Annotated in this window: 22 protein-coding genes; 11 read left to right on the forward strand and 11 right to left on the reverse strand. The window is 59.6% G+C overall.

Annotation, left to right across the window (positions count from 1 at the left end):
- Positions 1–79: 79 nt before the first annotated feature.
- On the reverse strand, positions 80–562 hold the full coding sequence (rssC, locus tag M9827_RS20955; RefSeq protein WP_003226553.1) for an anti-sigma factor antagonist RssC: 483 nt from the start codon (positions 560–562) through the stop codon (positions 80–82).
- A complete protein-coding gene (gene rssB / locus M9827_RS20960) occupies positions 562–1,743 on the reverse strand; it encodes a two-component system response regulator RssB (protein WP_042705031.1) in 1,182 nt (393 codons plus the stop codon). The genes rssC and rssB overlap by 1 nt, the downstream gene beginning before the upstream one ends.
- Positions 1,744–2,018: 275 nt before the next feature.
- On the opposite strand from rssB, the gene M9827_RS20965 reads away from it, so the two are divergent.
- Complete coding sequence (locus M9827_RS20965; RefSeq protein WP_250606965.1) at positions 2,019–2,318, forward strand: PilZ domain-containing protein; 300 nt, start codon at positions 2,019–2,021, stop codon at positions 2,316–2,318.
- Positions 2,319–2,371: 53 nt separating this feature from the next.
- Here M9827_RS20965 and M9827_RS20970 read toward each other — a convergent pair whose 3' ends face one another.
- Positions 2,372–3,061, reverse strand: coding sequence for an MlaA family lipoprotein (locus M9827_RS20970; RefSeq protein WP_250606966.1), 690 nt, complete (start codon positions 3,059–3,061; stop codon positions 2,372–2,374).
- Positions 3,062–3,259: 198 nt separating this feature from the next.
- Between M9827_RS20970 and pcrP the strand changes: the two genes are divergently transcribed.
- Positions 3,260–3,880: an HAD superfamily inactivated hydrolase PcrP gene (pcrP, locus tag M9827_RS20975; RefSeq protein WP_250606968.1), complete on the forward strand. Its 621-nt coding sequence runs from the start codon at positions 3,260–3,262 to the stop codon at positions 3,878–3,880.
- Between the two features lie 108 nt (positions 3,881–3,988).
- Positions 3,989–4,252, forward strand: coding sequence for a DUF4404 family protein (locus M9827_RS20980; protein WP_250606970.1), 264 nt, complete (start codon positions 3,989–3,991; stop codon positions 4,250–4,252).
- 85 nt (positions 4,253–4,337) lie between these two features.
- Here M9827_RS20980 and queF read toward each other — a convergent pair whose 3' ends face one another.
- On the reverse strand, positions 4,338–5,168 hold the full coding sequence (queF, locus tag M9827_RS20985) for an NADPH-dependent 7-cyano-7-deazaguanine reductase QueF (RefSeq protein ID WP_250606972.1): 831 nt from the start codon (positions 5,166–5,168) through the stop codon (positions 4,338–4,340).
- Between the two features lie 61 nt (positions 5,169–5,229).
- A complete protein-coding gene (copI, locus tag M9827_RS20990; protein ID WP_250606973.1) occupies positions 5,230–5,763 on the reverse strand; it encodes a copper-resistant cuproprotein CopI in 534 nt (177 codons plus the stop codon).
- Between the two features lie 154 nt (positions 5,764–5,917).
- Between copI and M9827_RS20995 the strand changes: the two genes are divergently transcribed.
- On the forward strand, positions 5,918–6,598 hold the full coding sequence (locus tag M9827_RS20995) for a heavy metal response regulator transcription factor (RefSeq protein ID WP_250606974.1): 681 nt from the start codon (positions 5,918–5,920) through the stop codon (positions 6,596–6,598).
- Complete coding sequence (locus tag M9827_RS21000; protein ID WP_250606975.1) at positions 6,598–7,944, forward strand: heavy metal sensor histidine kinase; 1,347 nt, start codon at positions 6,598–6,600, stop codon at positions 7,942–7,944. The genes M9827_RS20995 and M9827_RS21000 overlap by 1 nt, the downstream gene beginning before the upstream one ends.
- Positions 7,945–8,063: 119 nt before the next feature.
- Here the strand turns inward: M9827_RS21000 and M9827_RS21005 are convergent, their stop codons facing one another.
- The 3 genes from M9827_RS21005 to M9827_RS21015 all read right to left on the reverse strand — a co-directional run bounded on the left by M9827_RS21005 (position 8,064) and on the right by M9827_RS21015 (position 11,313).
- Positions 8,064–9,308: a lipoprotein-releasing ABC transporter permease subunit gene (locus M9827_RS21005; protein WP_093433700.1), complete on the reverse strand. Its 1,245-nt coding sequence runs from the start codon at positions 9,306–9,308 to the stop codon at positions 8,064–8,066.
- Positions 9,309–9,371: 63 nt separating this feature from the next.
- Complete coding sequence (lolD, locus tag M9827_RS21010; protein WP_007910506.1) at positions 9,372–10,070, reverse strand: lipoprotein-releasing ABC transporter ATP-binding protein LolD; 699 nt, start codon at positions 10,068–10,070, stop codon at positions 9,372–9,374.
- Complete coding sequence (locus M9827_RS21015; RefSeq protein ID WP_034156426.1) at positions 10,063–11,313, reverse strand: lipoprotein-releasing ABC transporter permease subunit; 1,251 nt, start codon at positions 11,311–11,313, stop codon at positions 10,063–10,065. The genes lolD and M9827_RS21015 overlap by 8 nt, the downstream gene beginning before the upstream one ends.
- Before the next feature lie 94 nt (positions 11,314–11,407).
- On the opposite strand from M9827_RS21015, the gene M9827_RS21020 reads away from it, so the two are divergent.
- Together M9827_RS21020 and M9827_RS21025 are read left to right on the forward strand one after the other, a co-directional pair.
- Positions 11,408–11,989: a PilZ domain-containing protein gene (locus M9827_RS21020; RefSeq protein WP_038362242.1), complete on the forward strand. Its 582-nt coding sequence runs from the start codon at positions 11,408–11,410 to the stop codon at positions 11,987–11,989.
- A 14-nt stretch (positions 11,990–12,003) separates the two neighbouring features.
- Positions 12,004–12,726: a glycerophosphodiester phosphodiesterase gene (locus M9827_RS21025; RefSeq protein WP_007910500.1), complete on the forward strand. Its 723-nt coding sequence runs from the start codon at positions 12,004–12,006 to the stop codon at positions 12,724–12,726.
- A gap of 42 nt (positions 12,727–12,768) precedes the next feature.
- Here the strand turns inward: M9827_RS21025 and sthA are convergent, their stop codons facing one another.
- Positions 12,769–14,163 carry a Si-specific NAD(P)(+) transhydrogenase gene (gene sthA / locus M9827_RS21030; protein WP_016775479.1) on the reverse strand — a complete coding sequence of 465 codons (1,395 nt, stop codon included), beginning with the start codon at positions 14,161–14,163 and terminating at the stop codon, positions 12,769–12,771.
- Positions 14,164–14,360: 197 nt separating this feature from the next.
- Entirely contained in the window at positions 14,361–15,350 is a 990-nt protein-coding gene (locus M9827_RS21035; RefSeq protein ID WP_250607019.1) for an FAD:protein FMN transferase, read from the reverse strand.
- Between the two features lie 113 nt (positions 15,351–15,463).
- Between M9827_RS21035 and M9827_RS21040 the strand changes: the two genes are divergently transcribed.
- Positions 15,464–16,765: an MFS transporter gene (locus M9827_RS21040; protein WP_250606976.1), complete on the forward strand. Its 1,302-nt coding sequence runs from the start codon at positions 15,464–15,466 to the stop codon at positions 16,763–16,765.
- 186 nt (positions 16,766–16,951) lie between these two features.
- Here M9827_RS21040 and M9827_RS21045 read toward each other — a convergent pair whose 3' ends face one another.
- A complete protein-coding gene (locus tag M9827_RS21045) occupies positions 16,952–18,415 on the reverse strand; it encodes a glyceraldehyde-3-phosphate dehydrogenase (RefSeq protein WP_250606978.1) in 1,464 nt (487 codons plus the stop codon).
- A gap of 354 nt (positions 18,416–18,769) precedes the next feature.
- Between M9827_RS21045 and mfd the strand changes: the two genes are divergently transcribed.
- Genes mfd through M9827_RS21060 form a run of 3 tightly spaced genes read left to right on the forward strand, consistent with a single transcriptional unit; the run spans position 18,770 to position 25,498 of the window.
- Positions 18,770–22,219 carry a transcription-repair coupling factor gene (gene mfd, locus M9827_RS21050; RefSeq protein ID WP_250606980.1) on the forward strand — a complete coding sequence of 1,150 codons (3,450 nt, stop codon included), beginning with the start codon at positions 18,770–18,772 and terminating at the stop codon, positions 22,217–22,219.
- 10 nt (positions 22,220–22,229) lie between these two features.
- On the forward strand, positions 22,230–22,796 hold the full coding sequence (locus M9827_RS21055) for a CsiV family protein (protein WP_250606981.1): 567 nt from the start codon (positions 22,230–22,232) through the stop codon (positions 22,794–22,796).
- A gap of 11 nt (positions 22,797–22,807) precedes the next feature.
- Positions 22,808–25,498: a DEAD/DEAH box helicase gene (locus M9827_RS21060; protein WP_250606982.1), complete on the forward strand. Its 2,691-nt coding sequence runs from the start codon at positions 22,808–22,810 to the stop codon at positions 25,496–25,498.
- Positions 25,499–25,623: the final 125 nt, after the last annotated feature.

The raw sequence follows: 25,623 nt of genomic DNA on the forward strand, positions 1-25,623 counted from the left end.
ACAAGGGGTATCTGTGATCGACGCCGCGTCAGTGTGGGAGCGAGCCTGCTCGCGAAGAGGCCCGTCCGGTCGGCATCACTTAATGCCGCTCGAGGGCATTGACCAGGTCATGAAACGCTTCACGGTTGGAATCGTTCAGGCCCATGAGGATCTTGTGCGCTTCGAGCACCTTGATCCGCACCACTTCTTCCGACTGGTCCTGATCCGGCAGGTCGTCCAGGCACTCCGGGCATGGCACCGGGTGGTTGACGATGTTGAACACCTGCTCGAACCCCATCGACTGCAGCAGACGGGTGATGTCTTCGTGGGTGGTGACGACGGTCGGCAACAGGCCGACCTTCTGCCGCGACAGGATCGACAGTTTGGCCAGCAGGCCCAACGTCGTGCTGTCGATGCTGCGGGTTTCGGTCAAATCGATCACGATCGCGTTGAAATTCAGCGCGGTGAAGATTTTCTCAATAGTCGCATCCAACGCCGAACACAGGGTCAGGCGAACTTCACCGACGAACTTCAGGACAAAGGTGCCGTCCTGCTCGGCGAACTGGATTCTACCGGTACTCATTAAAGATTCCTGCTCAACACCAACAGGGCGATATCATCCGGCATCTCCCCTAGCGTGGCCAATCCAAACACTTGCCGCAGACCATCCAGGCTGCCGCCTGCCGACTTCACCCGTTGAGGCAAAGCGGCTTCTTTTTCTTTGAGCGTAGGTTCTGGCAAAAGATCCAGAATGCCATCCGACATCAGCGTCAGGCTGAACGTCGGCGGCAGCTCAAGCACGTGATCTTCGTAGGTGGCTTCATTGAAGAGGCCCACCGGCAGACCACGCCCTTCGAGATAACGAACACTGTCAGGCGTGTACAACACAGGCAACGGCAGATGGCCGCCGATGCTATAGGTCAACAAACCGGTCTCCTCGTCGATGACTCCACCGACCATTGTGACGTGTTTACCCAGCTTACAACTGATCAGCCCCCGGTTGATATGACCAAGGACTTCCGAAGGCTTGAATTCCGGCAATGTGCCGTTGCGCTTGGATTCGAACAGCAAGCGCGTGGTCATGAACTTCAGCAGCACGGTGACGAAGGCTGAAGAGGCGCCATGACCGGATACATCGGCCAGGTAAAACGCAACCCGGCGCTCGTCGACGCGGAAATAGTCGACAAAATCACCCGACAGGTACAACGACGGAATGATCTGGTGCGCGAACTTGAACTCGTCGATGCTCCACGGGCTTTCCGGCAGCATGTTCATCTGCACCTGGCGACCGGCGTTCTGGTCTTCCTGGAGCAGGTTCAGGCTGGCTTCAAGCTCGCGATTGGCCTTCTCCAGCTTCTCGCGGTAGCGCTGGTTTTCCACCAGCAGGCGCGCACGATCCAGGGCCCGGCGCACAGAGTGCTCGAGCACAGCCAGATCTTCGAGAGGCTTGATCAGGTAATCCGCCGCGCCCAGGCGCAGGGCCTCGACCGCGTCGTTCATCACGCCGGCACCCGACACCACGATCACCGGCGTCTGCGGTGACCGCTCGGTGACCTGACGGATCAGTTCGAGACCGCCCATCTGCGGCATGCGCAGATCGCAGATGACCAAGTCGGGCTGTTCTTGCTCGAATACCTGAAGACCCTGTTGGCCGTTGCTGGCCTGCAGGACGCTGAAACCACTGTCTTCCAAATAGGCCGCGAGGCTCGCGCGCACTACTTCGTCATCATCGATTATCAGCAGCGTGGCACTGGTTTTTGGCATGTGGGCAAACGGCGCCAGAATTAGGTTGGCGTAGTTGGCGAGGCATTTGGCCCTGCGCAGACTACTGGATTCGCTTTCTAGCCTCTCTGCTGCACCGCTTTCGAGCATTGGCTGCTAACGCGGTTGCACCAGAGGTGCCCTTCTAAGGCGCAGACGGTACTCCCATCCGCAGAGCGTTTCAAGCATGCGCCGATGGTCGCTTGACGACTTTACTTGTCAAATCACCGAGAGTTATAAGAACCGTTCAAACCGTAACCCAATGGAAGGACGAACCTATGAGTCAAACCGGTCGGGACTACAGCGAAAAGCGCGATTTCATCCGCATGCGGGTCGATGCCGATGTCGTGCTGATTCATGAAGGGGATGAGGTTTCAGGCGTGTGCATCGACCTCTCCAGCAGCGGCATGCAGGTCCAGGCGCCGCAGCCGTTCGCGGTCGGCGACCGTTTGAGCGTACGTATCGATTCCGAACACGCGGCACTCAGCGGCCTTGAAGCCGACACGGAAGTGGTCTGGGTCAGATCACAGGATGGCGGCGGCCAGAAGCTCGGCCTGACCATTCTGAAGATGAAATAGCTGCACACAAAAAAGGCGACCTCGAAGGTCGCCTTTGTTTTTACCGGTCGAGATTAAAAATCGTCTTCGACCTGGCCATCCTTCACCTTGAACTCGCGGTTCTGCAAGTAGGCATTGCGGATGAAGGTGTACTTGTCGCCGCTGATCAGCTTCTCGCTCGACAGCAGGCTGGCACGGGTGTCAACGATGTTCAGACCGAAGATCGAGTTACGCGTAGGCACATGGTCCATGTAGCGATACATACCGGTGTAGCTGTCAACATACCTGGAAGGCGCATCACGCAGGGTGCTTGGGCCGAGCAATGGCAGCATCACGTACGGACCGCTGCCCACGCCCCAGTAACCGAGGGTCTGACCGAAGTCTTCGTCGCTGCGGTTGAGGCCCATTTTGGTGCCGACGTCGAAGAAGCCGAGCAGACCGAAGGTGGTGTTGAAGATCAGACGTGCCGTGTCGACACCCGCCGCAGCCGGTTTGGCCTGCAGGATGTTGTTGGCAAGGTTGGTGACGTCACCGACGTTGCGGAACATGTTGTGAATGCCGTCTTCGAGAAACTGCGGTGTAACGAACTCATAGCCCTGCGCCAATGGCTTGAGCGCGTAGGTGTCGACGAAGTCGTTGAACTGGAAGATCGGACGGTTGACGCTTTCCCAAGGGTCTTCTTCCGTTGCCGCCTGAGAGGCAAACGGGGCCAGCAACAGGCCGGCACAAACACAAAGCTGAGCGAGCGGATTGCTCCAGCGCATAGAAAAACTCCTTGGAATGGTACTGTCGCGGACCTCTGGGTCCGGGTATTCAGGTCGCTAGTATAAGCGCAAAAGCCCGTTTGGACAGTCTGCGCAATGAAGCAGTCCGTAGGACGTTTCCCGCGCTGCCCTTCACACGGTTGTCATCCAACTGTCACTGATACGCCCTAGCCTGATCGTTATTTCAGGGACGTTGCCATGACACACGCCGAAACCTTGCCCGTCGCCGCGCCCGGCCTGACCGCCGTACTGTTTGGACTCAGCGGTTGTCTGGTGGATTTCGGTGCCCGTGCCCGGCTACAAACGAACGCCCTGCCCGAACATGCCGAGGCGACACCAGGCGCCCTCGACAGCCTGCACAGTTTGCAGCGTCAGCAGATTCCCTGCGCCTGGCTGGATGAATTGCCCCCGCCGCTCGCGCAGGCGTTGTCGGCCTCGCTGCCGGCGTGGATCAAACCTGTGCAACATTCGGCAACAATCAGTCCGTGGCCAGCCCCGAATGCCTGTTGGCAAGCGTTAATGGACTTGAACGTTGGAACTCTGGACGGCTGCGTGCTGGTCAGTGGCGAACCGCGCCTGCTGGAAGCGGGTCTGAATGCCGGACTGTGGACCATCGGCCTCGCCTCCTGCGGCTCGCTGTGCGGCCTGACACCCCACGAATGGCAAGCCTTGAGCCAGAAGGAGCGCGAACACTTGCGTGGCAAGGCCACCGTGCAGTTATTCGGGCTGGGCGTGCACTCGGTGATCGATCATCTGGGCGAACTCGACACTTGCCTGGCGGACATCAGCCTGCGCCGCCTCAAAGGCGAAAAGCCCTGATCGGGATCATGCAGGTTTGCCGGGAGTGGATTAATCTAAAGGTCAGCCATAGACCTTTGGCGCGCGGCTGCGGTCAATGCCAGTGCCTATTGATAAAAGGAAAACACCATGCCCGCCCAAGAACTGCAAAAACAGCTCGATACCCTGCGCGAGCAGCTGGAGCAGAATCCGCCACTGTCGGAAGTCGAGCGTGAGGATTTGCGCACGCTGATGGCGCAGATTGAATCCGAAATCGAACTGGAGACTGCCACTCAAAACGCCAGCATCGCCGATGGCGTGAACCTGGCCGTTGAACGTTTCGAAGTCGAACACCCGGCCATTGCCGGCACCCTGCGCAACATCGTCAATGCGCTGGGCAGCATGGGGATCTGATTCCCCAGAATCAAAAGATCGCAGCCTGCGGCAGCTCCTACATTGATCAACTGTAGGAGCTGCCGCAGGCTGCGATCTTTTGATCTTACTGACGTACCAACCGATGGTTCGGCAGTTGTACGCTTTCGGTGCTGCGGTACGGGTTGATGTCCAGTCCACCGCGACGCACATAACGTGCAAATACCGTCAGTTTTTCTGGTTTCAGCAAACGCTGCAGGTCGAGGAAAATCCGCTCCACACACTGCTCATGGAAGTCCGAGTGCTGACGGAAGCTGACGATGTATTCCAGCAGACTGGCATGATCCAGCGCCGAACCACGGTACTCCACCACCACACTGCCCCAGTCCGGCTGACTGGTCACCGGGCAGTTGGATTTGAGCAGATGGCTGTGCACGCTCTCTTCAACGACCCGCGACTCATCGCAACGCAGCAATTCCGGGCGCGGATGCTCGTAGTTGCTGACGCTGATGTCCAGATCATCGATGCACACACCCGGCAAAGCGACGATGCCTTCCGCTTCAACGTCCTTCAAGCTGCGAACCCGCACACCCACCGGTTTGCCGGCAGCGGCCGACAGATCCTTGACCAGCGTCGCTTCAAGAGTCGCGATGTCGGTAAACGGCGTCTGGTTCAGCGAGTTCAGATACAGCTTGAACGACTTCGATTCGATGATGTTCGGCGAGTCCGCCGGGATGCTGAATTCGCCGATCGCCACCACCGGCTTGCCCGACGGCAACAGCCACGACAGCTCGAAGCAGTTCCAGAAATCCACACCTTTATACGGCAGGGTTTCGGCGGTCAGACCCAGCTCGGCCCATTTCGCGGTGCGCGGAATCGGGAACAGCAGGGACGGCGTGTACGTGGCGATGTATTCGCTGGATTTGCCCAGCGGCGAATGTTCGGCTGCGGGATGCATGGCGGAAACCTGACTGAATAATCAGCGGATTCTACCAGCCTTTGCCCGCGCCTTTGAGTGCTTACTGACTGACCGTCAGTTTGCCGACCATGCCCGCCTGATAATGCCCGGGAATATTGCAGGCAAATTCCAGGCTCGTCGCTTTGCTGAAGGTCCAGGTCAGCTCGGCAGTCTTGCCCGGCTCGACCAGCACACTGTTCGGGTCGTCGTGCTTCATGCCGTGGCCCATCGCCGCGTGATCCATGCCGGCCATATCGTGGGACATTTCCTTCATGCCGGTAGGCGTAAGCACGCCGCTTTGCTGCATCTGCAACATTTCCTGCTGGTGTCTGGCATGCATCGCCGCATCCCCCAGGTTGAATTCGTGCAACAACTGGCCTTTATTCACCAGGACAAAACGAACGGTCTCACCGGCCTTGATCTGAATGGTCTTGGGATCGAAGGACATATCGCCCATCACCACCTCAATGCTGCGCGTGGCTTTGGCAGCCGGTGCTGGCTGACCAAAGTCGAAGGTATGGGCTGGTGCGGCCCACACTGGCGAGCTCAGCGCCAACAGGCAGACAGCCAACGTCAGGGATTGGCGTAAAAACATGGTCGTTCTCCAACTGGATAAGGTTCAGCCTGTGGGAAACTCTAGCCGGCCTGCGCTGGCAACTACCTGACAGACAGATTACAACTTTGTCAGGTTGGCGCTTGTCGCAGGCTCTCACGGTATAAAGCCTTAGTTACTACAACCCGAGTCGCCCATGAAACTGTTGATCGTCGAAGACCAAGTAAAAACCGGCCAATACCTGCGCCAGGGCCTGACCGAGGCCGGGTTCAACACGGAACTGGTGGCCGACGGCAACAGCGGTCAGCATCTGGCACTGAGCGGTGATTACGCGCTGCTGATCCTTGACGTCATGCTGCCGGGGCGCAGTGGCTGGCAGATTCTGCAAGCGGTGCGTAACGCCGGGCTGGATACGCCGGTACTTTTTCTGACGGCCAAAGACGCCGTGGAGGACAGGGTTCACGGCCTGGAACTGGGCGCCGACGACTATCTGGTCAAACCGTTTGCTTTCTCCGAACTGCTGGCGCGGGTACGCAGCCTGTTGCGTCGCGGCAGCGCTACACCGCAGGAAACCAGCCTGCAACTGGCCGATCTGCGCCTCGATCTGATTCGCCGCCGGGTAGAGCGCTCTGGCCAGCGCATCGACCTGACCGCCAAGGAATTTGCGCTGCTGGAAATGCTCCTGCGCCGTCAGGGTGAAGTGCTGCCAAAATCGCTGATCGCCTCACAGGTCTGGGACATGAATTTCGACAGCGACACCAATGTCATCGAAGTGGCGATCCGCCGTTTGCGCCTGAAAATCGACGACGAGTTCCCCAACAAACTGATCCACACCGTGCGCGGCATGGGTTACGTGCTCGAAGAGCGTAGCGCCTGATGCGCCGGTTGTCCCTGAGTTCACGCCTGGCCTTGTTGTTTGCCGCTTGCACCGCCGTGGTGTCGCTGTTCGCCGGGGTGTTGTTCAACCGCGCCAGCGAGGCGCACTTCATCGAACTCGACCAGCAACAACTGGACGCCAAGCTGATCGGCCTGCGCCGCGCCCTGCAGGATGTTCAACCCGCTCAACGCGAGGCACGGCTGGCGGATGAACTGAGCCGTCAGGCTGATCTGTCGCTGCGCATCACCGGCAGCGACGGCCAACGCTGGTACGACAGTTCGACACAGATCCCCACGGATTTGCCGCCACAATCCGGTCTGTCGACCGTGAGTCACGCCGGCACCGATTATCGCGTGCTCAACGCCCCGCTCTACCCGGAAAAAGCTGATTCACCGCAATTGACCTTGCTGCTGGACATCACTCATCACCAACACTTCCTGCAACGTATGCAGCATCTGATCTGGCTAACAGTCGGGCTGTCAGCGCTGGCCACCGCTTTGCTCGGTGCCTGGGCCGCACGCAGCGGCTTGCGTCCGTTGCGGCGCATGAGCGCGGTCGCCCGTGGGATTTCCGCACAATCGCTGAATGCCCGACTGCCGGAAGCGCAAATGCCGCCCGAGCTTGCAGAAATGGCCCACAGCTTCAACGCCATGCTCGCACGCCTCGACGACTCGTTTCAGCGGCTCTCGGCGTTTTCCGCCGACATCGCCCATGAACTGCGCACGCCGCTGTCGAACCTGCTGACCCACACTCAAGTCACCCTCACCCGCCCTCGGCCGATCGAGGATTACCGCGAAGCGCTGCACAGCAACCTCGAAGAGCTGCAATGGATGGCGCAATTGGTCAACGACATGTTGTACCTGGCCAAAGCGGACCACGGCTTGCTGATGCCCAAGCGTGAACCGCTGGAGCTGGCGGATGAAACTGATGTGTTACTGGAGTTTTTTGCGCCGCTGGCGGAGGACGCCGGGGTCAAGCTGAGCCGCGAGGGCAATGCGCGGATCGAGGGTGATCGCAGCATGTTGCGCCGGGCCCTGTCGAATTTGCTGGATAACGCGCTGCGGTTTACCCCGGCTGAGGGCTATGTGAGCTTGCGGATCGTTGATCAAGCGAGCGCTGTGCGTATTTCAGTCGAGAACAGCGGTGAAGGCATTTCCGCGGAGTTATTGCCACGCCTGTTTGATCGGTTTTATCGGGCGGATCCGGCGCGGCAGGAAGGCAGCAGTGAGCATGCGGGGCTGGGGTTGGCGATCACTCAGTCGATCGTCCGCGCCCACGGCGGGCAGATTCATTGCGAATCAGAGGCGGGCTGGACGCGGTTTGTGATTGAGTTGCCTCGAACCTGATCGTTCCCACGCTCTGCGTGGGAATGCAGCCCGGGACGCTCCGCGTCCCTTCCAGAGCCGAACGCGGAGCGTCCGTTGAGGCGTTCCCACGCAGAGCGTGGGAACGAGCATGGAGTCGCTTACGAATATCTCAGGGCGTGAGCCGGCTCGATCTTCGCCGCCCGCCAGGCCGGATACACCGTCGCCAGGAAGCTCAGGATAAAGCCCGCCGAGCAGATCAACAGCACATCCCCGCCCTGCAATTCCGAGGGCAGATTGCTGACGAAATACACATCAGAACTGAAGATGTGCTGCCCGCTGACTCGCTCGATCCAGCCCACGATCTGACTGACATTCAGCGCGGCGATCACGCCCAAAACGCCGCCAATGATCGTGCCGACAATCCCGATCACCGTGCCCTGGACCATGAAGATCGCCATGATCTGCCGTGGCGTGGCGCCGATGGTGCGCAGGATCGCGATGTCCGCGCCCTTGTCGTTCACCACCATAATCAGGGTCGCAATGATGTTGAACGCCGCCACCGCGACGATCATCAGCAACAGCAGGCCGATCATGGTTTTTTCCATTTTCATCGCGCTGAACAGGCTGCCCTGGGTGTGGGTCCAGTCGTCAGCCTTGAACTCCGCACCCAAACCGGCGGCGATGTCCGAGGAGACTTTCGGCGCGGCGTACAGATCTTTGACCGCCAGACGCACGCTCTGCACCTGATTCGGTTGCCAATGCTGCATGGTCGCCGCGTCAGCCACGTGGATCAGGCCCATCGAACCGTCCAGCTCGGCACCGACCTTGAACACGCCGACCACATTCAGACGCTGCATACGCGGAGTGATGCCACCCGGCGCAGTACTGACTTCCGGGACGATCAGGGTGATCTTGTCGCCGACGTTAAGGCGGAAGCGCCGCGCGGTGATTTCACCGATCACAACGCCGAACTCGCCCGGCTTCAAGGCATCGAGACGGCCCTGCACAATGTGTTGGGCAACGATGGAGACCTTGCCTTCCTGCGCCGGATCGACGCCGCTGATCTGGATCGGCTGCATCAAACCCTTGTAGGAGAGCATGCCTTCCATCTCGGTGAACGGCACGGCGGCGGTCACTTCAGGATTTTTCATCGCGGCGGCGGCAACCGGCTGCCAGTCATCGATTGGCTTGACGCCAACGATGGTCGCGTGCGGCACCATGCCGAGGATGCGCGAGCTCATTTCGCGCTGGAAGCCGTTCATGACCGACAACACCACGATCATCGCCAGCACGCCGAGGGCGAGGCCGATCATCGAGGTCATCGAAATGAACGAAACAAAGCGATTGCGGCGCTTGGCGCGGGTATAGCGCGTGCCGATAAAGATCGATAACGGTCTGAACATTCGCTGGGGCACCGTATAAAAATAAAAGACCCGACGCCTTTGCAGGCGCCAGGTTTCAGCCTATCAGATGGGCGTCAGGCAACCTTCCTGCAGGTGCAAAACGCGGTCCATCTGACGGGCCAGGTTCATGTCGTGAGTCACCACCAGGAACGCCGTGCGCATGGAGGTGCTGAGTTCCAGCATCAAATCCTGAATGCCTTGGGCGGTGTGGGAGTCGAGGTTGCCGGTTGGCTCGTCGAGCATCACCAGGCCCGGCTTGTTCACCAGGGCGCGGGCGATGGCCACACGCTGACGTTCGCCACCGGACAGTTCCGCCGGTTTGTGCTCCAGACGATGGCCGAGGCCGACGCGTTCCAGCAATGCCGTGGCGCGCTGACGGGCTTCCGGGATCGGCGTCTTGCCGATCAGCAGCGGCATGCAGACGTTTTCCAGCGCAGTGAATTCCGGCAGCAAGTGGTGGAACTGGTAAACGAAACCGAGCGCACGGTTACGCAGCAGGCCACGCTTCTTCTCGCTAAGCGCCGACAACTCTTCGCCGTCGAGCCAGACGCTGCCCTTGGTTGGCGTATCGAGGCCGCCGAGCAGGTTGAGCAAAGTACTTTTGCCCGAACCCGAGGTGCCGACGATCGCGACACGCTCGCCCGGGTGCAACTCCAGTTGCAGGCCGGCCAGTACTTCTACCGATTCCGGGCCTTCCTCGTAGGATTTGCCCAGGTTGCGGCAGCTCAAGATTGCTTGTTCACTCATGCCCGACTCACTCATAACGTAGCGCCTCCGCCGGCTGGGTGCGCGCGGCACGCCAGGCTGGATACAGGGTGGCGAGGAAACTCAGGACCAACGCAGCGGCGCAGACCATGACCACATCCTGGCTCTGCACCTGCGACGGAAGATAATCAATGAAATACACGTCAGCATTAAGGAATTTGTGGCCGATCAGGCCTTCCAGTGCCGAGATCGCCGCGCTGACGTTAAGCGCAGCGAAAATGCCGACCACTGCGCCAATCGCCGTGCCGACCACACCGATCACCGTGCCCTGCACCATGAACGTGCGCATGATCGTGCCCGGCGTCGCGCCCAATGTGCGCAGAATGGCGATGTCGCCCTTCTTGTCGTTGACCACCATCACCAGCGTGGAAATGATGTTGAACGCAGCCACGGCGACGATCAGCAACAACAGCAGGCCGATCATGGCTTTTTCCATGCGGATCGCCTGATACAGATTGCCATGGGTGCGGGTCCAGTCGCGGGCGTAGTAGTGGTCTTCGCCAAGCTGCTGGGCGATGTTCCAGGCCACTCGCGGCGCCTGGAACAGGTCGTCGAACTTCAGGCGGATGCCCTGCACCTGATCAGGCTTCCAGCGGTGCATCTTCGCCAGATCCTGCAGGTTGGTCACGCCAAGATAGCCATCGAGTTCGCCAGCGCCGACATGGAAAATGCCGACAACGGTGAAGCGCTTCATACGCGGAAACATCCCGGCCGGGGTCACGCTGACTTCCGGCGCGACGAAGGTGACCTTGTCACCGATGCCCACACCGAGCTTGGTCGCAGCCTTGTCGCCGATGACGATGCCGAAGCTGCCCGGCGTCAGATCGTCGAGTTTGCCCTGCTTCATGAAGTTGTCGATGATCGACACATTGCGTTCGAGCGCAGGGTCGATGGCGTTGAGCAACACCTTGGACACCTGACCGTTATTGGTCAGCAGGCCCTGCATCTGCGTGAACGGCGCAACCGCCGTCACCTGCGGGTTCTGCTTGACCTGAGTGGCCAGGCTTTGCCAATCGTTGATCGGCTCAGTGGATTCAATGGTCGCGTGGGGCACCATGCCAAGCACGCGGGTGCGCATCTCATGATCGAAGCCGTTCATCACCGACAGCACGACGATCATCACGACCACGCCAAGGGCGAGCCCGATCATCGAAGTCAGGGAAATGAATGACACAAAATGATTGCGACGCTTTGCACGGGTATAACGCGTGCCGATAAATACGAAGAGAGGTCTGAACATGTCGGGGCTTGTTCGGAGGGAAAAGGAACGTCCTTGTGGCGGGGGTCGATAACCAGCTTTACACTCAGACCACCGCCGCTACCATGGGTTCGCCATGTCGACATTAGATGAAGAAGATCGCCGCGAATACTACCGTATCGAGGACACGATCGCACTGGAAATTCGGCCCCTGTCTGCTCCCGAAGCCGCAGGCCAGGAAGTGTTGCAGGATGCTTCCCCGCTCTTCAACCTGCTCAGCGAACTGCACCTGAGCGAATTCGAGTCGCAACACCTGTTGCGCCAGATCAGCGAGCGCGACCGGGCCATCGCCGCGTTCCTGAAATCCCAGAACAAACGCATCGACCTGCTCAGCCAGGTGGTCGCCCTGACCGTGCTCGGCCATATCGGCGAGCCGCAACCGGTGATCATCTCCGAAGGCGGGATCGACTTTCAGTACCCGACGCCGATTGCCACCGGTGCACACCTGTCGGTGAAACTGGTGCTGATGCCGCAAGCGCTGGGCCTGCTGCTGCGCGCCCGCGTCACCCATTGCGACCGCAAGGGCGAAGGGTATGACATTGGTACCGAGTTCGAACACCTGACCGATGCCCAGCGCCAGTTGCTCGCCCGCTATATCTTGCAGAAGCAGGCCCAGGAACGACGTCTGGCCCGCGAACAGAACGAATCAGGCATTTAATTTAAGGAAGAACCGTGACCCTCATCTACGGCCACCGCGGCGCCAAGGGCGAAGCACCGGAAAACACCCTGAGCAGTTTTCAGGAATGTCTCAAGCACGGCGTGCGCCGCTGCGAACTGGATCTGCACCTGTCCAAGGACGGCGAGTTGATGGTCATCCACGACCCGACCCTCAAACGCACCACGGAACGGCGTGGCAAGGTCGTCGAGCACACCGCGGCCGAACTGGTGACTTACGACGCGCGCAAGGGCGGTCCGGGCTGGATCAAGCCTTGCCCGATTCCGACGCTGGAAGAGTTGTTCGAAAAATGCGATTTCGAGCACTGGCAACTGGAAGTCAAAAGCGCTTCACGCACTCGCGCGGCAACCACGGTGCTGGCGATTCGTGAAATGGCGCAGCGTCACGGCCTGCTCGACAAGGTGACGATCACCTCGAGTTCGCGGGAAGTGCTGAAAGCGGCGCTGGATCTGGTGCCGGACGTATCGCGCGGACTGGTCGCCGAATACGCCTGGCTCGACCCGTTGAAGGTCGCGGCCAGCTATGGCTGTGAAATTCTGGCGCTGAACTGGACGCTGTGTACGCCGGAACGCCTGCAGAAGGCGCAGCGTCAGGGGCTGCATGTGTCGGTGTGGACCGTCAACGAGCCTGCGCTGATGCGCAGACTCGCCGACTTCGGCGTTGACAGCCTGATTACAGACTTTCCCGGTTTGGCCACTGCCACTCTCGAGAATTGCTGAAATCGGTCTCCCCGGCCGGCTCAGGCCACCGGCCGGAGCCCGTCAAAAAAGCCGGTTGAGGCCGTCGTACGCCGCTACCCGATAGGCTTCAGCCATGGTCGGGTAGTTGAACGTGGTGTTGACGAAATACTTCAGGGTATTCAACTCACCCGGCTGGTTCATGATCGCCTGACCGATGTGAACGATCTCCGACGCCTGATAACCGAAGCAGTGAACGCCCAGCACTTCCAGGGTTTCGCGGTGGAACAGGATCTTCAGCATGCCTTGCGGCTCACCGGCGATCTGCGCACGCGCCATGCTCTTGAAGAACGCCTTGCCGACTTCGTACGGCACTTTGGCCTGGGTCAGCTCCTGCTCGTTCTTGCCGATCGAGCTGATCTCCGGAATGGTGTAGATGCCGGTCGGCACGTCATTCACAAAGCGCCAGCTACCGTTATCAACGATGCTGCCAGCGGCCGAACGGCCCTGGTCATGGGCGGCACTGGCCAGGCTCGGCCAGCCGATCACGTCACCGGCACCGTAGATATTCTCGACGCAGGTGCGGTAGTTCTGGTCGACTTCGATCTGGCCACGACTGTTGACCTTGACCCCGATGTTTTCCAGACCCAGCGTGTCGGTGTTACCGGTACGGCCGTTGCACCAGAGCAAGGCGTCGGCCTTGATCTTCTTGCCGGACTTGAGGTGCAGGATCACGCCGTTGTCGACGCCTTCAACGCGGTCGTACTCTTCGTTGTGACGCACGGTGATGTTGTTGTTGCTGAAGTGGTAGCTCAACGCCTGGGAGATTTCCGAGTCGAGGAAGCTCAGCAACTGGCCACGGTTGTCGACCAGCTCAACCAGCACACCCAGGCCACTGAAGATCGACGCGTATTCGCAACCGATCACGCCCGCGCCGTAAACGATCAGTTTGCGCGGGGTGTGGCCGAGGCTGAGGATGGTGTCGCTATCGTAGATACGCGGGTGATGGAAATCGATGTCCGCCGGGCGATACGGGCGCGAACCGGTGGCGATGATGATGTGCTTGGCCACGAGTTTTTCGACTACGCCGTTGCCGCACACCACTTCGATGGTTTGCTCGTCGGCGAAGCTGCCGGTACCGAAGAACACGTCGACGCGGTTACGAGCGTAGTAGCCGGTACGCGAAGCGACTTGTTTGGAAATGACTTTCTCTGCGCTTTTCAACACGTCCGGGAAGGAGAACCAGCGCGGCTCGCCGATCGCCCGGAACATCGGGTTGGTGTTGAACTGCATGATCTGCCGCACCGAGTGACGCAGTGCCTTGGACGGGATGGTGCCGAGGTGGGTGCAGTTGCCGCCGACCTGGCGACGGCTGTCGACCATCGCGACCTTGCGCCCTGCTTTGGCGGCGTTCATTGCCGCGCCTTCTCCCGCCGGGCCGGAACCCAGCACCACCACGTCGTAGTTGTAGACAGCCATGCGTACTCCTCAGAACAGGCCGCGGTGCCAGCAGCACCGGCGGCTAAATCACGCCGAACGGCGGCGCGAAGGAACAATTGGGGGTCAATCAAGAACCCGGACACAGTCTATAGAAGCGTCAACGCCGCGCACATTAACCCTTGGTCGCGTCGTAGGCTACTTTTGCCTGCACTACAACGCCAGCTTTCGTATTGTTCTCAGTCAGTTTTTGCGCCACTGAGGCGTTCAAAAGCCGGGTTGGTACGGACGACAAAACCTGTATCGGCACGAATCACAAAGAATGCACCAATGTCATGTTTTTCGGCATAGTCCCACGCCCTTTCCGCGCCGAGAATCAGCAACAGCGTCGATAGTCCATCGGCCATCAACGCTGAAGGATGAATCACCGTGACTGACGCCAGGTCGTGTAGGACGGGTGCACCGGTACGCGCATCGAAGGTGTGGGAATAACGCCGACCGTTCTGCAGGAAATAGTTACGGTAGTCGCCGGAAGTCGAGACGCCGTAGCCGTCGACATTGATGATGCGCTCGGCGACCTGCTGATCATCCCGCGGCTCTTCCAGAGCAATACGCCAGGGCGAGCCGTCGAGTTTTTTGCCTTTGGCCTTTAATTCACCCGTGGCTTCAGCGAGGTAATCATGGATGCCCATGGCGTCGAGCCTGGCCGCTATAGTATCGACGGCATAACCGGCGGCGATGCTGTTGAAGTCGACTTCGACGGCGGCGTCTTTGCACAACTGATCGCCATTGATGTGCAGATGCTGGTGGCCAACCCGCTGCATGACGTCGGCGAGCGCCATGGCGTCAGGGACTTTCTCTTCGCGGCCTTGCGGGCCGAAGCCCCAGAGATTCATCAACGGCTCGACAGTCAGGTCGTAGGAACCTTCGCTTTGCACTGAGAGTTGTTCGCCTGTGCGGACCAGTTCAAGCACCGGCGCGGGCATTGTCTGACAGCTGTTGGCCGGCAAGGCGTTGAAGCGCTCAATGTCCGAATCCTGGCGGTAAGTGGACAGTTGTCGATCGAGTTCGCCGAGGATGTCTTCCACTTCCCGGCGAACTTGCATGGAATCTGCCAGGCCGGCGTGACGCACGTATTTGATCGAATAGGTGCTGCCCATGGTCGGACCGGCGAAGTTCTCCATGGAATCGCCATTGCCACAGCCGGACAAAATGCCCCCGAGCACCATAACCACCAACCCTCGTCCAGTTAACAATTCTTCATCTCTCCGCAAAACCGCGCCGGCCATTATGGGATACGAGCGAAACGCTTTCTTACAAGATTTAAAGTGAGTATCCAGAAATGTCTTCCACGACCGGTAACGGCAAAGCGATTTTTCGCGTTGTCAGCGGCAATTTCCTCGAAATGTTCGACTTTATGGTTTATGGCTTCTACGCCACAGCCATCGCCAAGACCTTCTTCCCGGCCGACAGCGCCTTCGCCTCCCTGATGCTTTCCCTGGCCACTTTCGGCGCAGGTTTCCTGATGCGTCCGTTGGGCGCGATCTTTCTCGGTGCCTACATTGACCGGCATGGACGCCGCAAAGGCTTGATCATCACCTTGGCAATGATGGCTGCCGGCACGGTGCTGATTGCCTGCGTGCCAGGCTACGCGACGCTCGGCGTGGCGGCTCCCCTGCTGGTGCTGTTCGGACGCCTGCTGCAAGGCTTCTCGGCCGGCGTCGAACTGGGCGGGGTGTCGGTGTATCTGGCGGAAATTTCCACACCCGGACGCAAAGGCTTTTTCGTCAGTTGGCAGTCCGCCAGCCAGCAGGCAGCGGTGGTCTTCGCCGGATTGCTCGGCGTCGGTCTCAATCATTGGCTGAGCCCGGAACAAATGGGTGATTGGGGCTGGCGCGTGCCGTTCCTGATCGGCTGCATGATTGTGCCGGTGATCTTCGTCATTCGTCGTTCGCTGGAGGAAACGCCGGAGTTTCAGGCCAGAAAGCACCGCCCTACCCTGCAGGAAATCGTCCGCTCGATCGGTCAGAACTTCGGCATCGTCATCGCCGGCATGGCGCTGGTGGTGATGACCACGGTGTCGTTCTACCTGATCACCGCGTACACCCCGACGTTCGGCAAGGCTGAGTTGCACTTGTCAGATCTCGACGCGTTGCTGGTGACGGTGTGCATCGGCCTTTCGAACTTCTTCTGGTTGCCGGTGATGGGCTCGGTGTCTGACAGGATCGGCCGCAAACCCCTACTGCTGGCCGCGACGATTCTGGCAATCCTGACGGCTTACCCGGCGCTGTCATGGCTGGTGGCGAACCCGAGCTTCAGCCATTTGCTGATCGTCGAGCTGTGGCTGTCATTCCTGTACGGCTCGTATAACGGCGCGATGGTGGTGGCGCTGACCGAGATCATGCCAGTGGAAGTGCGTACGACCGGTTTCTCGCTGGCCTACAGCCTGGCGACAGCGACATTCGGCGGGTTTACCCCGGCGGCGTGCACTTACCTGATTCATGTGCTGGATAACAAGGCTGCGCCGGGGATCTGGCTCAGTGGTGCGGCGGTGTTGGGTTTGATTGCGACGCTGGTGTTGTTCCGCGGTAACCGGCATGAGCTGCGTACTGCGCAGGCCTCGATCGTCGGCGGCGCCAGATAAGACGCTATCGCTGGCAAGCCAGCACCCACAGGGACTTCGGGTGTGAACACAATTGTGCAACCTCCCAAGAACCTGTGGGAGCTGGCTTGCCAGCGATGAGGCCGGCACAGGCAATAGATATTGACCAGCCACACAAACAAAAACGCCCCGACCAAAAGTCGGGGCGTTTTTGTTTGCAACGAGTGCTTAGCGCGGGAACGCTGGTGGGTTTACACCGGCCATGTCTTCCATCACGCGAACCACCTGGCAGCTGTAGCCGAACTCGTTGTCGTACCAGACGTACAGAACAACGCGGTTGTCCTGAACGATGGTCGCTTCAGCGTCGACCACACCGGCGTGGCGCGAGCCCACGAAGTCAGTCGAAACCACTTCCTGCGAGTTGACGAAGTCGATTTGCTTGTGCAGATCGGAGTGCAGCGCCATGTAGCGCAGGTACTCGTTCATCTCTTCACGGGTGGCGGCTTTCTCAAGGTTGAGGTTGAGAATGGCCATCGACACGTTTGGCGTCGGAACGCGGATCGCGTTACCGGTCAGCTTGCCGGCCAGCTCAGGCAGGGCCTTGGCAGCAGCGGTGGCAGCACCGGTCTCGGTGATGACCATGTTCAGCGCGGCGCTACGGCCACGGCGATCGCCTTTGTGGAAGTTGTCGATCAGGTTCTGGTCGTTGGTGTACGAGTGAACGGTTTCGACGTGACCGTTGATGATGCCGAACTTGTCATTCACCGCTTTGAGCACCGGCACGATGGCGTTGGTGGTGCAGGAAGCGGCGGACACGATCTTGTCGTCAGCGGTGATTTCGTTGTGGTTGATACCGTGAACGATGTTCTTCAGCTTGCCTTTGCCAGGCGCAGTCAGAACAACGCGGTCGATACCCGGGCAGGCCAGGTGCTGACCCAGGCCATCGGCGTCACGCCATACACCGGTGTTGTCCACCAGCAGCGCGTCTTTGATGCCGTACTGGGTGTAATCCACCTCGGTCGGGTTCTTCGCGTAGATCACCTGGATCAGGTTACCGTTGGCGGTGATGGTGTTGTTTTCTTCATCGATGGTGATGGTGCCGTTGAACGAACCGTGTACCGAATCGCGACGCAGCAGGCTGGCGCGCTTGGTCAGGTCGTTTTCGGCGCCTTTGCGCACCACGATGGCACGCAGACGCAGACCGTCGCCACCACCGGTTTTTTCGATCAGGATGCGCGCCAGCAGACGGCCGATACGACCGAAGCCGTACAGCACAACGTCGGTGCCTTTACGTGCGGAAGCGTTTTGCTGGCCAACCACGTCAGCCATTTCTTCACGAACGAACTGCTCGGCGCTGCGGCCATTGCCTTCGTTACGGAATTTGAACGCCAACTTGCCCAGATCTACCGAAGCCGCGCCGAGCTTGAGCTCGCTCATGGCTTTGAGCAGTGGGAATGTTTCGTGGACGGAGAGTTCGCTGTCGTCGGAAGAACGGTGGCGAGCAAAGCGGTGAGCTTTGAGAATCGCGATGACAGACTGGTTGATCAGGCTGCGGCCATAGATCGAGCTCACCACGTTGTTATTGCGGTAGAGCTGACCGATAAGCGGAATCATCGCTTCTGCGAGTGCTTCACGGTCGATCCATTCACCAAGACACTGGTCGGGCTTCTGAGTCACGGTAACCTTCCACATGTAGGGGCAGAAAAAAGGGGCTACATTATGCCGCCGACAACCTCATTCAGCAATGCGCGCTTGTCGCGAAATCGGTAACAAAATCCCGTTCAAAAAAATTACGCCTCTCTCAAGCCCAGTAAAACCGGGGCTTTCAGCGCAGTCAATTTTTCGACGACTGTTAGACGATGTCTGTAACCCTCCGTAACACCACCCACTTTCGGCACTACATAATCGCTAAAAAACCGCTGGTTTTTATGGTTACCACTACATTTCGCGCAAACATCGAAGATAGACGCAGTCTGCAACTGACAGGCGGCACCGGACGCCGCTACAATTACCGACTTTGTCGCAAAGCCTGGAGCTCAACCTTCCGTGCCCGTTCTGCGTCTACCGCTACTCCCTGCCGAGGCAGGTAAACAGCATTGGGGCAATCTGCCCGGTGCTGCCCTCAGCCTGGCGATTGCCGAGGCTGCCAGCGCTGCCAAGCGCTTCACCCTGCTACTGACCGCCGACAGCCAGAGCGCTGAACGGCTGGAACAGGAGCTGAGTTTCTTCGCCCCGGATTTGCCCGTGCTGCATTTTCCCGACTGGGAAACCCTGCCGTACGACCTGTTCTCGCCGCACCAGGACATCATTTCCCAGCGCATCGCCAGCCTCTATAGGCTGCCGGAACTGGCGCATGGCGTGCTGGTGGTGCCGATCACCACGGCGTTGCACCGCTTGGCGCCGACCAAATTCCTGCTCGGCAGCAGCCTGGTGCTGGATGTCGGGCAGAAGCTCGATGTTGAACAGATGCGTTCGCGGCTCGAAGCCAGCGGTTATCGCTACGTTGATACGGTTTATGAGCACGGCGAGTTCACCGTGCGCGGTGCGCTGATCGACCTGTTCCCGATGGGCAGCAAACTGCCCTACCGCATCGACCTGTTCGACGATGAAATCGAAACCCTGCGCACCTTCGATCCGGAAAACCAGCGCTCCATCGACAAAGTCGAATCGGTCAAGCTGCTGCCGGCCCGCGAATTCCCGCTGCAGAAAGACGCGGTTACCCGCTTCAAAGCACGCTTTCGCGAGCGCTTCGACGTCGACTTCCGTCGCTGTCCAATCTTTCAGGATCTGAGCAGCGGCATCACTCCGGCCGGCATCGAGTACTACCTGCCGCTGTTCTTCGACGAAACCTCGACCCTGTTCGATTACCTGCCGCAGGACACCCAGGTGTTCTCGCTGCCGGGCATCGAGCAAGCGGCGGAAAATTTCTGGAACGACGTGCGCAATCGTTATGAAGAGCGTCGCGTCGATCCTTCGCGTCCTTTATTGCCGCCAGCGGAATTGTTCCTGCCAGTGGAAGACTGTTTCGCCCGCCTCAAGAGCTGGCCACGTGTGGTTGCCAGCCAGCAAGACTTGGAAAGCGGCGTCGGCCGCGAGCGCTTCCCGGCGCAGGCACTGCCGAATCTGGCGATCGAAGCCAAAGCCACACAACCGTTGGCTGCGCTGTCGGCGTTCCTCGACGAATTCCCCGGTCGCGTGCTGTTTACCGCCGAATCTGCGGGCCGTCGTGAAGTATTGCTGGAATTGCTTGAGCGCCTGAAGCTGCGGCCGAAGACCGTCGACAGCTGGCCGGACTTTGTCGCGAGCAAGGACCGCCTGGCAATCACCATTGCCCCGCTCGACGAAGGCTTGATGCTGGATGATCCGGCGCTGGCCTTGGTCGCGGAAAGTCCGCTGTTCGGTCAGCGCGTGATGCAACGTCGTCGTCGCGAGAAGCGCAGCGACGTCAGCAATGACGCGGTGATCAAGAACCTCACCGAGCTGCGCGAAGGCGCGCCGGTGGTGCACATCGATCACGGTGTCGGGCGTTATCTGGGCCTGACGATTCTGGAAATCGACAATCAGGCCGCCGAATTTCTCACCCTCGAATATGCCGAGAACGCCAAGCTCTACGTACCGGTAGCCAACCTGCATTTGATCGCCCGTTACACCGGCAGCGACGATGCGCTGGCCCCGCTGCACCGTCTCGGCTCGGAAACCTGGCAGAAAGCCAAGCGCAAAGCCGCCGAACAGGTGCGCGATGTCGCCGCTGAATTGCTCGACATCTATGCCCGTCGCGCTGCTCGCGAAGGCTACGCATTCGCCGACCCGAAAGCCGATTACGCGACGTTCAGCGCCGGTTTCCCGTTCGAAGAAACCCCGGATCAGCAATCGACCATCGAAGCCGTGCGCGAAGACATGCTCGCGCCGAAGCCGATGGATCGCCTGGTCTGCGGCGACGTCGGTTTCGGCAAGACCGAAGTGGCCATGCGCGCGGCATTCATCGCCGTGCACGGCGGTCGTCAGGTGGCGATTCTCGTACCGACCACCCTGCTCGCCCAGCAGCACTACAACAGCTTCCGCGACCGCTTCGCCGACTGGCCGGTGACCGTGGAAGTGATGAGCCGCTTCAAGTCGGCCAAGGAAGTCAACGCGGCGATCGCCGATCTGGCCGAAGGCAAAATCGACATCGTCATCGGCACGCACAAGCTGCTGTCCGACGACGTGAAGATCAAAAACCTCGGTCTGGTGATCATCGACGAAGAACACCGCTTCGGTGTCCGCCAGAAAGAACAGCTCAAAGCCCTGCGCAGTGAAGTCGACATTCTCACCCTGACCGCCACGCCGATTCCGCGCACGCTGAACATGGCGGTGTCGGGCATGCGCGATCTGTCGATCATCGCCACGCCGCCGGCGCGACGCCTGTCGGTGCGCACCTTCGTCATGGAGCAGAACAAGAGCACGGTCAAAGAGGCCCTGCTCCGCGAACTGCTGCGCGGTGGTCAGGTTTACTACCTGCACAACGATGTGAAAACCATCGAGAAATGCGCTGCCGATCTCGCCGAACTGGTGCCGGAAGCCCGCATCGGCATCGGTCACGGACAGATGCGCGAGCGCGAACTCGAACAGGTGATGAGCGACTTTTATCACAAGCGCTTCAACGTGTTGATTGCCTCGACCATCATCGAGACCGGCATCGACGTGCCGAGCGCCAACACCATCATCATCGAGCGCGCCGACAAGTTCGGCCTGGCGCAACTGCACCAGTTGCGTGGTCGCGTCGGCCGCAGTCACCACCAGGCTTACGCCTACCTGCTGACACCGCCGCGCCAGCAAATCACTTCGGACGCGGAAAAGCGTCTGGAAGCAATCGCCAATACCCAGGATCTCGGTGCCGGTTTCGTGCTGGCGACCAACGACCTGGAAATCCGTGGCGCCGGCGAACTGCTCGGCGATGGCCAGAGCGGGCAGATTCAGGCCGTGGGTTTCACCCTGTACATGGAGATGCTTGAGCGCGCGGTGAAATCGATCCGCAAGGGCGAGCAACCGAACCTCGATCAACCGCTGGGCGGTGGCCCGGAAGTCAACCTGCGGGTGCCGGCGCTGATTCCGGAAGACTATCTGCCGGATGTCCACGCCCGCCTGATTCTGTACAAACGCATCGCGTCGGCCACCGACGAGGAAGGCCTGAAGGATCTGCAAGTCGAGATGATCGACCGTTTCGGCTTGTTGCCGGAGCCGACCAAGAACCTGGTGCGCATTACCGCGCTGAAACTGCAAGCAGAGAAACTCGGCATCAAGAAAGTCGATGGCGGACCGCAAGGCGGGCGCATCGAGTTCGAGGCGCAGACACCGGTCGACCCGATGACGCTGATCAAGCTGATCCAGAGCCAGCCAAAACGCTACAAATTCGAAGGCGCCACGATGTTCAAGTTCCAGGTTCCAATGGAACGTCCGGAAGAGCGCTTTAATACTGTAGAGGCGCTGTTTGAGCGCCTCCTCCCGAAATCTGTCTGAAGGACGCCCAATGCGCCTGTTCCGCTCAGTGACTTTGCTACTTGCTTTGGTAGCCCCTTCGGTTTTCGCCGATGACCTGTATCAGGTCGAAATGATTCTGGTGCGGCAGAACGCCGTGCCGGCTATCGTCAGCCGTGCCGCACCGGAAGACTGGGCCGCTGGCGCCCAGCGTTTGGGCGACGACAGCAAGCGCACGCCTGCGTTGAATGACGTTGTCACCAGGCTCACCGCCAGCGGCGACTACACCGTGCTGATGCACAAGGCCTGGCAGCAAACCCTTGGCGAAGCACCTGCAAAAGTTGCGGTCAGCGACGGCCAGGAGCAATTCGGTCAATTCCCGATCGAGGGTACGCTGGAAATGAAACTGGGGCGCTTCACCGATGTGAACGCCGACTTCTGGGTCAATCAGATCGACGCCAATGGCCTGGTCACCGCCAGTGAGCGCCTGAAACAGGACAGCCACACCAAGAACGGCCAACTCAACTACCTGGACAACGGCCATCTGGCCCTGCTGATCAAGATCACTTCCCTGACCGCGCCAGCGCCACGGGAAGCGCCTGAAGCCATTCCGGACTGATCGAAGTCCTTATGTCCCCGCCCCTGAGTAAACCGTTGGCACCCTCCTGGGTCAGCCGATTCAAGGAACAGAGCCTGGAGCGTGGCCGCCGCTACGCCCTGGAAAACCGGGTACGCATCGCCCAGGTCGGCGATGCGACCATCACCGCCAGTTGCGAAGGCTCTGGCGGCAACGTTTACCGCCAGACCATCCAGCTGCGCGAATCCGCCAAAAACACCTTGCTGCTGGTCGATGCGAGTTGCACCTGTCCGGTTCGCAGCAACTGCAAGCATTGCGCAGCGGTGCTGCTGAAAGTGCAGGAAACCCTCGATTACCCGGCCGCCGCCAAAGACGCCGAACTCTTGGAAAAGCTGCAAGCCGTGCTGGAAAACCGCAGCCCGAAAGCGCCACCGCAAGTGCTGGTCGACAATGTGCAGCCACTGCCACGCCTGTGGCTGGCCAGTGTCGAGTTCAGTGCCTTCGAACCGCGCAACGGCAAAATGCAGCGCTACATTCAGCATCGCGCGGCGCTGTCGTTCAGTTATCTGGACGAGTACGTCAGCGGGCAGAAGAACAGCGACATCCTGATTCGTCAGGAAAACCAGACGCTGCGGGTCAAACGCCATCCGGATGTCGAGCAGTCCTACCGCGAACAGTTGCGCATCCTCGGTTTTCGCATCGCCACCCGCCAGAGCAAAGCCCTGCCGGAAAGCGCCGGCGAGCTGTACGAGATGGTCAATGACAGCGCCTGGCTGACGTTCACCCTCAACGACTTGCCGAAACTGCGCAGCCAAGGCTGGGAGCTGCAGATCGATGAGGAATTCGGCTTCGACCTGACCGCCGTGGATGACTGGTACGCCACCGTCGAACAGGTGCCGGAACGCGATTGGTTTGATCTGGAACTGGGGATCATCGTCAACGGTGAGCGCCTGAGTCTGTTGCCGATCCTGCTCAACCTGATGCGCTCGCATGCGGAAATCCTCAACCCGGAACGCCTGGCGCGCCGCCGCGATGACGAGCTGATTCTGGTGAATATTCCGCAACGCAACAGCGAGCACGGGCCATTGCAGGTGGCTTTGCCGCTCGGGCGCTTGAAACCGGTGTTGATGACGCTTGGCGAGTTTTATCTGCAGGAACCAGGTGAAACCACGCTGCGCCTGAGCAAGGCCGATGCCACCCGCCTGAATTCGCTGGAAGGCCTGCCGTTGCTGTGGGAGGGCGGCGAGCAGATCCGCACGTTCGCTCAGCGCCTGCGGGATATTCGTGATTTCAGCGCAGAAGCTCCAGAGGGCTTGAATGCGACGCTGCGTCCTTATCAACTCGAAGGTCTGAGCTGGATGCAGTCGCTACGGCAACTGGAAGTCGGCGGGATTCTCGCGGATGACATGGGCCTGGGTAAAACCCTACAGACCCTGGCGCATATTCTCAGCGAGAAAAACGCCGGACGCCTCGATTGCCCGTGCATGGTGGTGATGCCGACCAGCCTGATCCCTAACTGGCTCGATGAAGCGGCACACTTTACCCCGCAACTGAAAGTCGTGGCGCTGTACGGTGCCAGCCGTAAAAAACACTTCGACAATCTGGCGGATTTCGACCTGATCCTCACCACCTACGCACTGCTGCCCAAAGACGTCGAACGTCTGGCCAGGCAGCCGCTGCATGTATTGGTGCTGGACGAAGCGCAGTACATCAAGAACCCGAACAGCAAAGCTGCACAAGCGGCGCGCGAGCTGAATGCGCGTCAGCGTCTGTGCCTCAGCGGTACGCCGCTGGAAAACCACTTGGGCGAGTTGTGGTCACTGTTTCACTTCCTGCTGCCGGGCTGGCTCGGCGATGTGAAAAGCTTCAACGCCGATTACCGCGTGCCGATTGAAAAGCGTGGCAGCGAAGTCAGACTTCAGCACCTGAACGGCCGGATAAAACCGTTTCTGCTGCGCCGCACCAAGGAACAGGTGGCCACCGAACTGCCGCCGAAAACCGAGATCATCCACTGGGTCGATCTCAACGAAGCGCAGCGCGATGTGTATGAAACCATGCGCTTGGCGATGGACAAGAAAGTCCGCGACGAGATCACCCGCAAAGGCGTGGCACGCAGCCAGATCATCATTCTTGAGGCGTTGCTCAAGCTGCGCCAGGTCTGCTGTGATCTGCGCCTGGTCAATGACGCCACCCTGCCCGCTCGTGGCAGCACCTCCGGCAAACTCGACAGCTTGATGGAAATGCTCGAAGAGCTGTTCGAGGAAGGCCGGCGGATTCTGCTGTTTTCGCAGTTCACCTCGATGCTGTCATTGATCGAAGACGAACTGAAAAAACGCAATGTCGCCTATGCGCTGCTGACCGGCCAGACCCGCGATCGGCGTACGCCGGTGAAGGAATTCCAGAGTGGCAAGCGTCAGATCTTTCTGATCAGCCTGAAGGCTGGCGGTGTCGGTTTGAACCTGACGGAGGCGGACACAGTGATTCACTACGACCCGTGGTGGAACCCGGCCACCGAAAATCAGGCGACGGATCGCGCCTATCGGATCGGTCAGGAGAAGCCGGTGTTCGTCTACAAGATGATTGCCAGGGGCACGGTGGAAGAGAAGATTCAGCACCTGCAAAAAGAAAAATCCGACTTGGCGGCAAGCGTTCTGGATGGGCGCAAGGCCGGGGACTGGAAGTTGCAGAGTGATGATATTGAGGCGTTGTTTGCGCCGTTGCCGGATAAGTCCGACAAGCGTTGAGACCTGCGTCGCCTGTTAGATAGCTATCGCTGGCAAGCCAGCTCTCACAGGTATCGAGTTGGAACACAGTTTTGTGTACGACTCAAAACCCTGTGGGAGCTGGCTTGCCAGCGATGGGGCCATCA

Source organism: Pseudomonas sp. AKS31, from assembly GCF_023634765.1.
Classification (GTDB): Bacteria; Pseudomonadota; Gammaproteobacteria; order Pseudomonadales; family Pseudomonadaceae; genus Aquipseudomonas.

What these genes read in the sequence shown, in the direction of transcription:
- rssC (WP_003226553.1), bottom strand. Translation starts at nt 562, where the DNA reads ATGAGTACCGGTAGAATCCAGTTCGCCGAGCAGGACGGCACCTTTGTC.
- rssB (WP_042705031.1), bottom strand. Translation starts at nt 1,743, where the DNA reads ATGCCAAAAACCAGTGCCACGCTGCTGATAATCGATGATGACGAAGTA.
- M9827_RS20965 (WP_250606965.1), top strand. Translation starts at nt 2,019, where the DNA reads ATGAGTCAAACCGGTCGGGACTACAGCGAAAAGCGCGATTTCATCCGC.
- M9827_RS20970 (WP_250606966.1), bottom strand. Translation starts at nt 3,061, where the DNA reads ATGCGCTGGAGCAATCCGCTCGCTCAGCTTTGTGTTTGTGCCGGCCTG.
- pcrP (WP_250606968.1), top strand. Translation starts at nt 3,260, where the DNA reads ATGACACACGCCGAAACCTTGCCCGTCGCCGCGCCCGGCCTGACCGCC.
- M9827_RS20980 (WP_250606970.1), top strand. Translation starts at nt 3,989, where the DNA reads ATGCCCGCCCAAGAACTGCAAAAACAGCTCGATACCCTGCGCGAGCAG.
- queF (WP_250606972.1), bottom strand. Translation starts at nt 5,168, where the DNA reads ATGCATCCCGCAGCCGAACATTCGCCGCTGGGCAAATCCAGCGAATAC.
- copI (WP_250606973.1), bottom strand. Translation starts at nt 5,763, where the DNA reads ATGTTTTTACGCCAATCCCTGACGTTGGCTGTCTGCCTGTTGGCGCTG.
- M9827_RS20995 (WP_250606974.1), top strand. Translation starts at nt 5,918, where the DNA reads ATGAAACTGTTGATCGTCGAAGACCAAGTAAAAACCGGCCAATACCTG.
- M9827_RS21000 (WP_250606975.1), top strand. Translation starts at nt 6,598, where the DNA reads ATGCGCCGGTTGTCCCTGAGTTCACGCCTGGCCTTGTTGTTTGCCGCT.
- M9827_RS21005 (WP_093433700.1), bottom strand. Translation starts at nt 9,308, where the DNA reads ATGTTCAGACCGTTATCGATCTTTATCGGCACGCGCTATACCCGCGCC.
- lolD (WP_007910506.1), bottom strand. Translation starts at nt 10,070, where the DNA reads ATGAGTGAGTCGGGCATGAGTGAACAAGCAATCTTGAGCTGCCGCAAC.
- M9827_RS21015 (WP_034156426.1), bottom strand. Translation starts at nt 11,313, where the DNA reads ATGTTCAGACCTCTCTTCGTATTTATCGGCACGCGTTATACCCGTGCA.
- M9827_RS21020 (WP_038362242.1), top strand. Translation starts at nt 11,408, where the DNA reads ATGTCGACATTAGATGAAGAAGATCGCCGCGAATACTACCGTATCGAG.
- sthA (WP_016775479.1), bottom strand. Translation starts at nt 14,163, where the DNA reads ATGGCTGTCTACAACTACGACGTGGTGGTGCTGGGTTCCGGCCCGGCG.
- M9827_RS21035 (WP_250607019.1), bottom strand. Translation starts at nt 15,350, where the DNA reads ATGGTGCTCGGGGGCATTTTGTCCGGCTGTGGCAATGGCGATTCCATG.
- M9827_RS21040 (WP_250606976.1), top strand. Translation starts at nt 15,464, where the DNA reads ATGTCTTCCACGACCGGTAACGGCAAAGCGATTTTTCGCGTTGTCAGC.
- M9827_RS21045 (WP_250606978.1), bottom strand. Translation starts at nt 18,415, where the DNA reads ATGTGGAAGGTTACCGTGACTCAGAAGCCCGACCAGTGTCTTGGTGAA.
- M9827_RS21055 (WP_250606981.1), top strand. Translation starts at nt 22,230, where the DNA reads ATGCGCCTGTTCCGCTCAGTGACTTTGCTACTTGCTTTGGTAGCCCCT.
- M9827_RS21060 (WP_250606982.1), top strand. Translation starts at nt 22,808, where the DNA reads ATGTCCCCGCCCCTGAGTAAACCGTTGGCACCCTCCTGGGTCAGCCGA.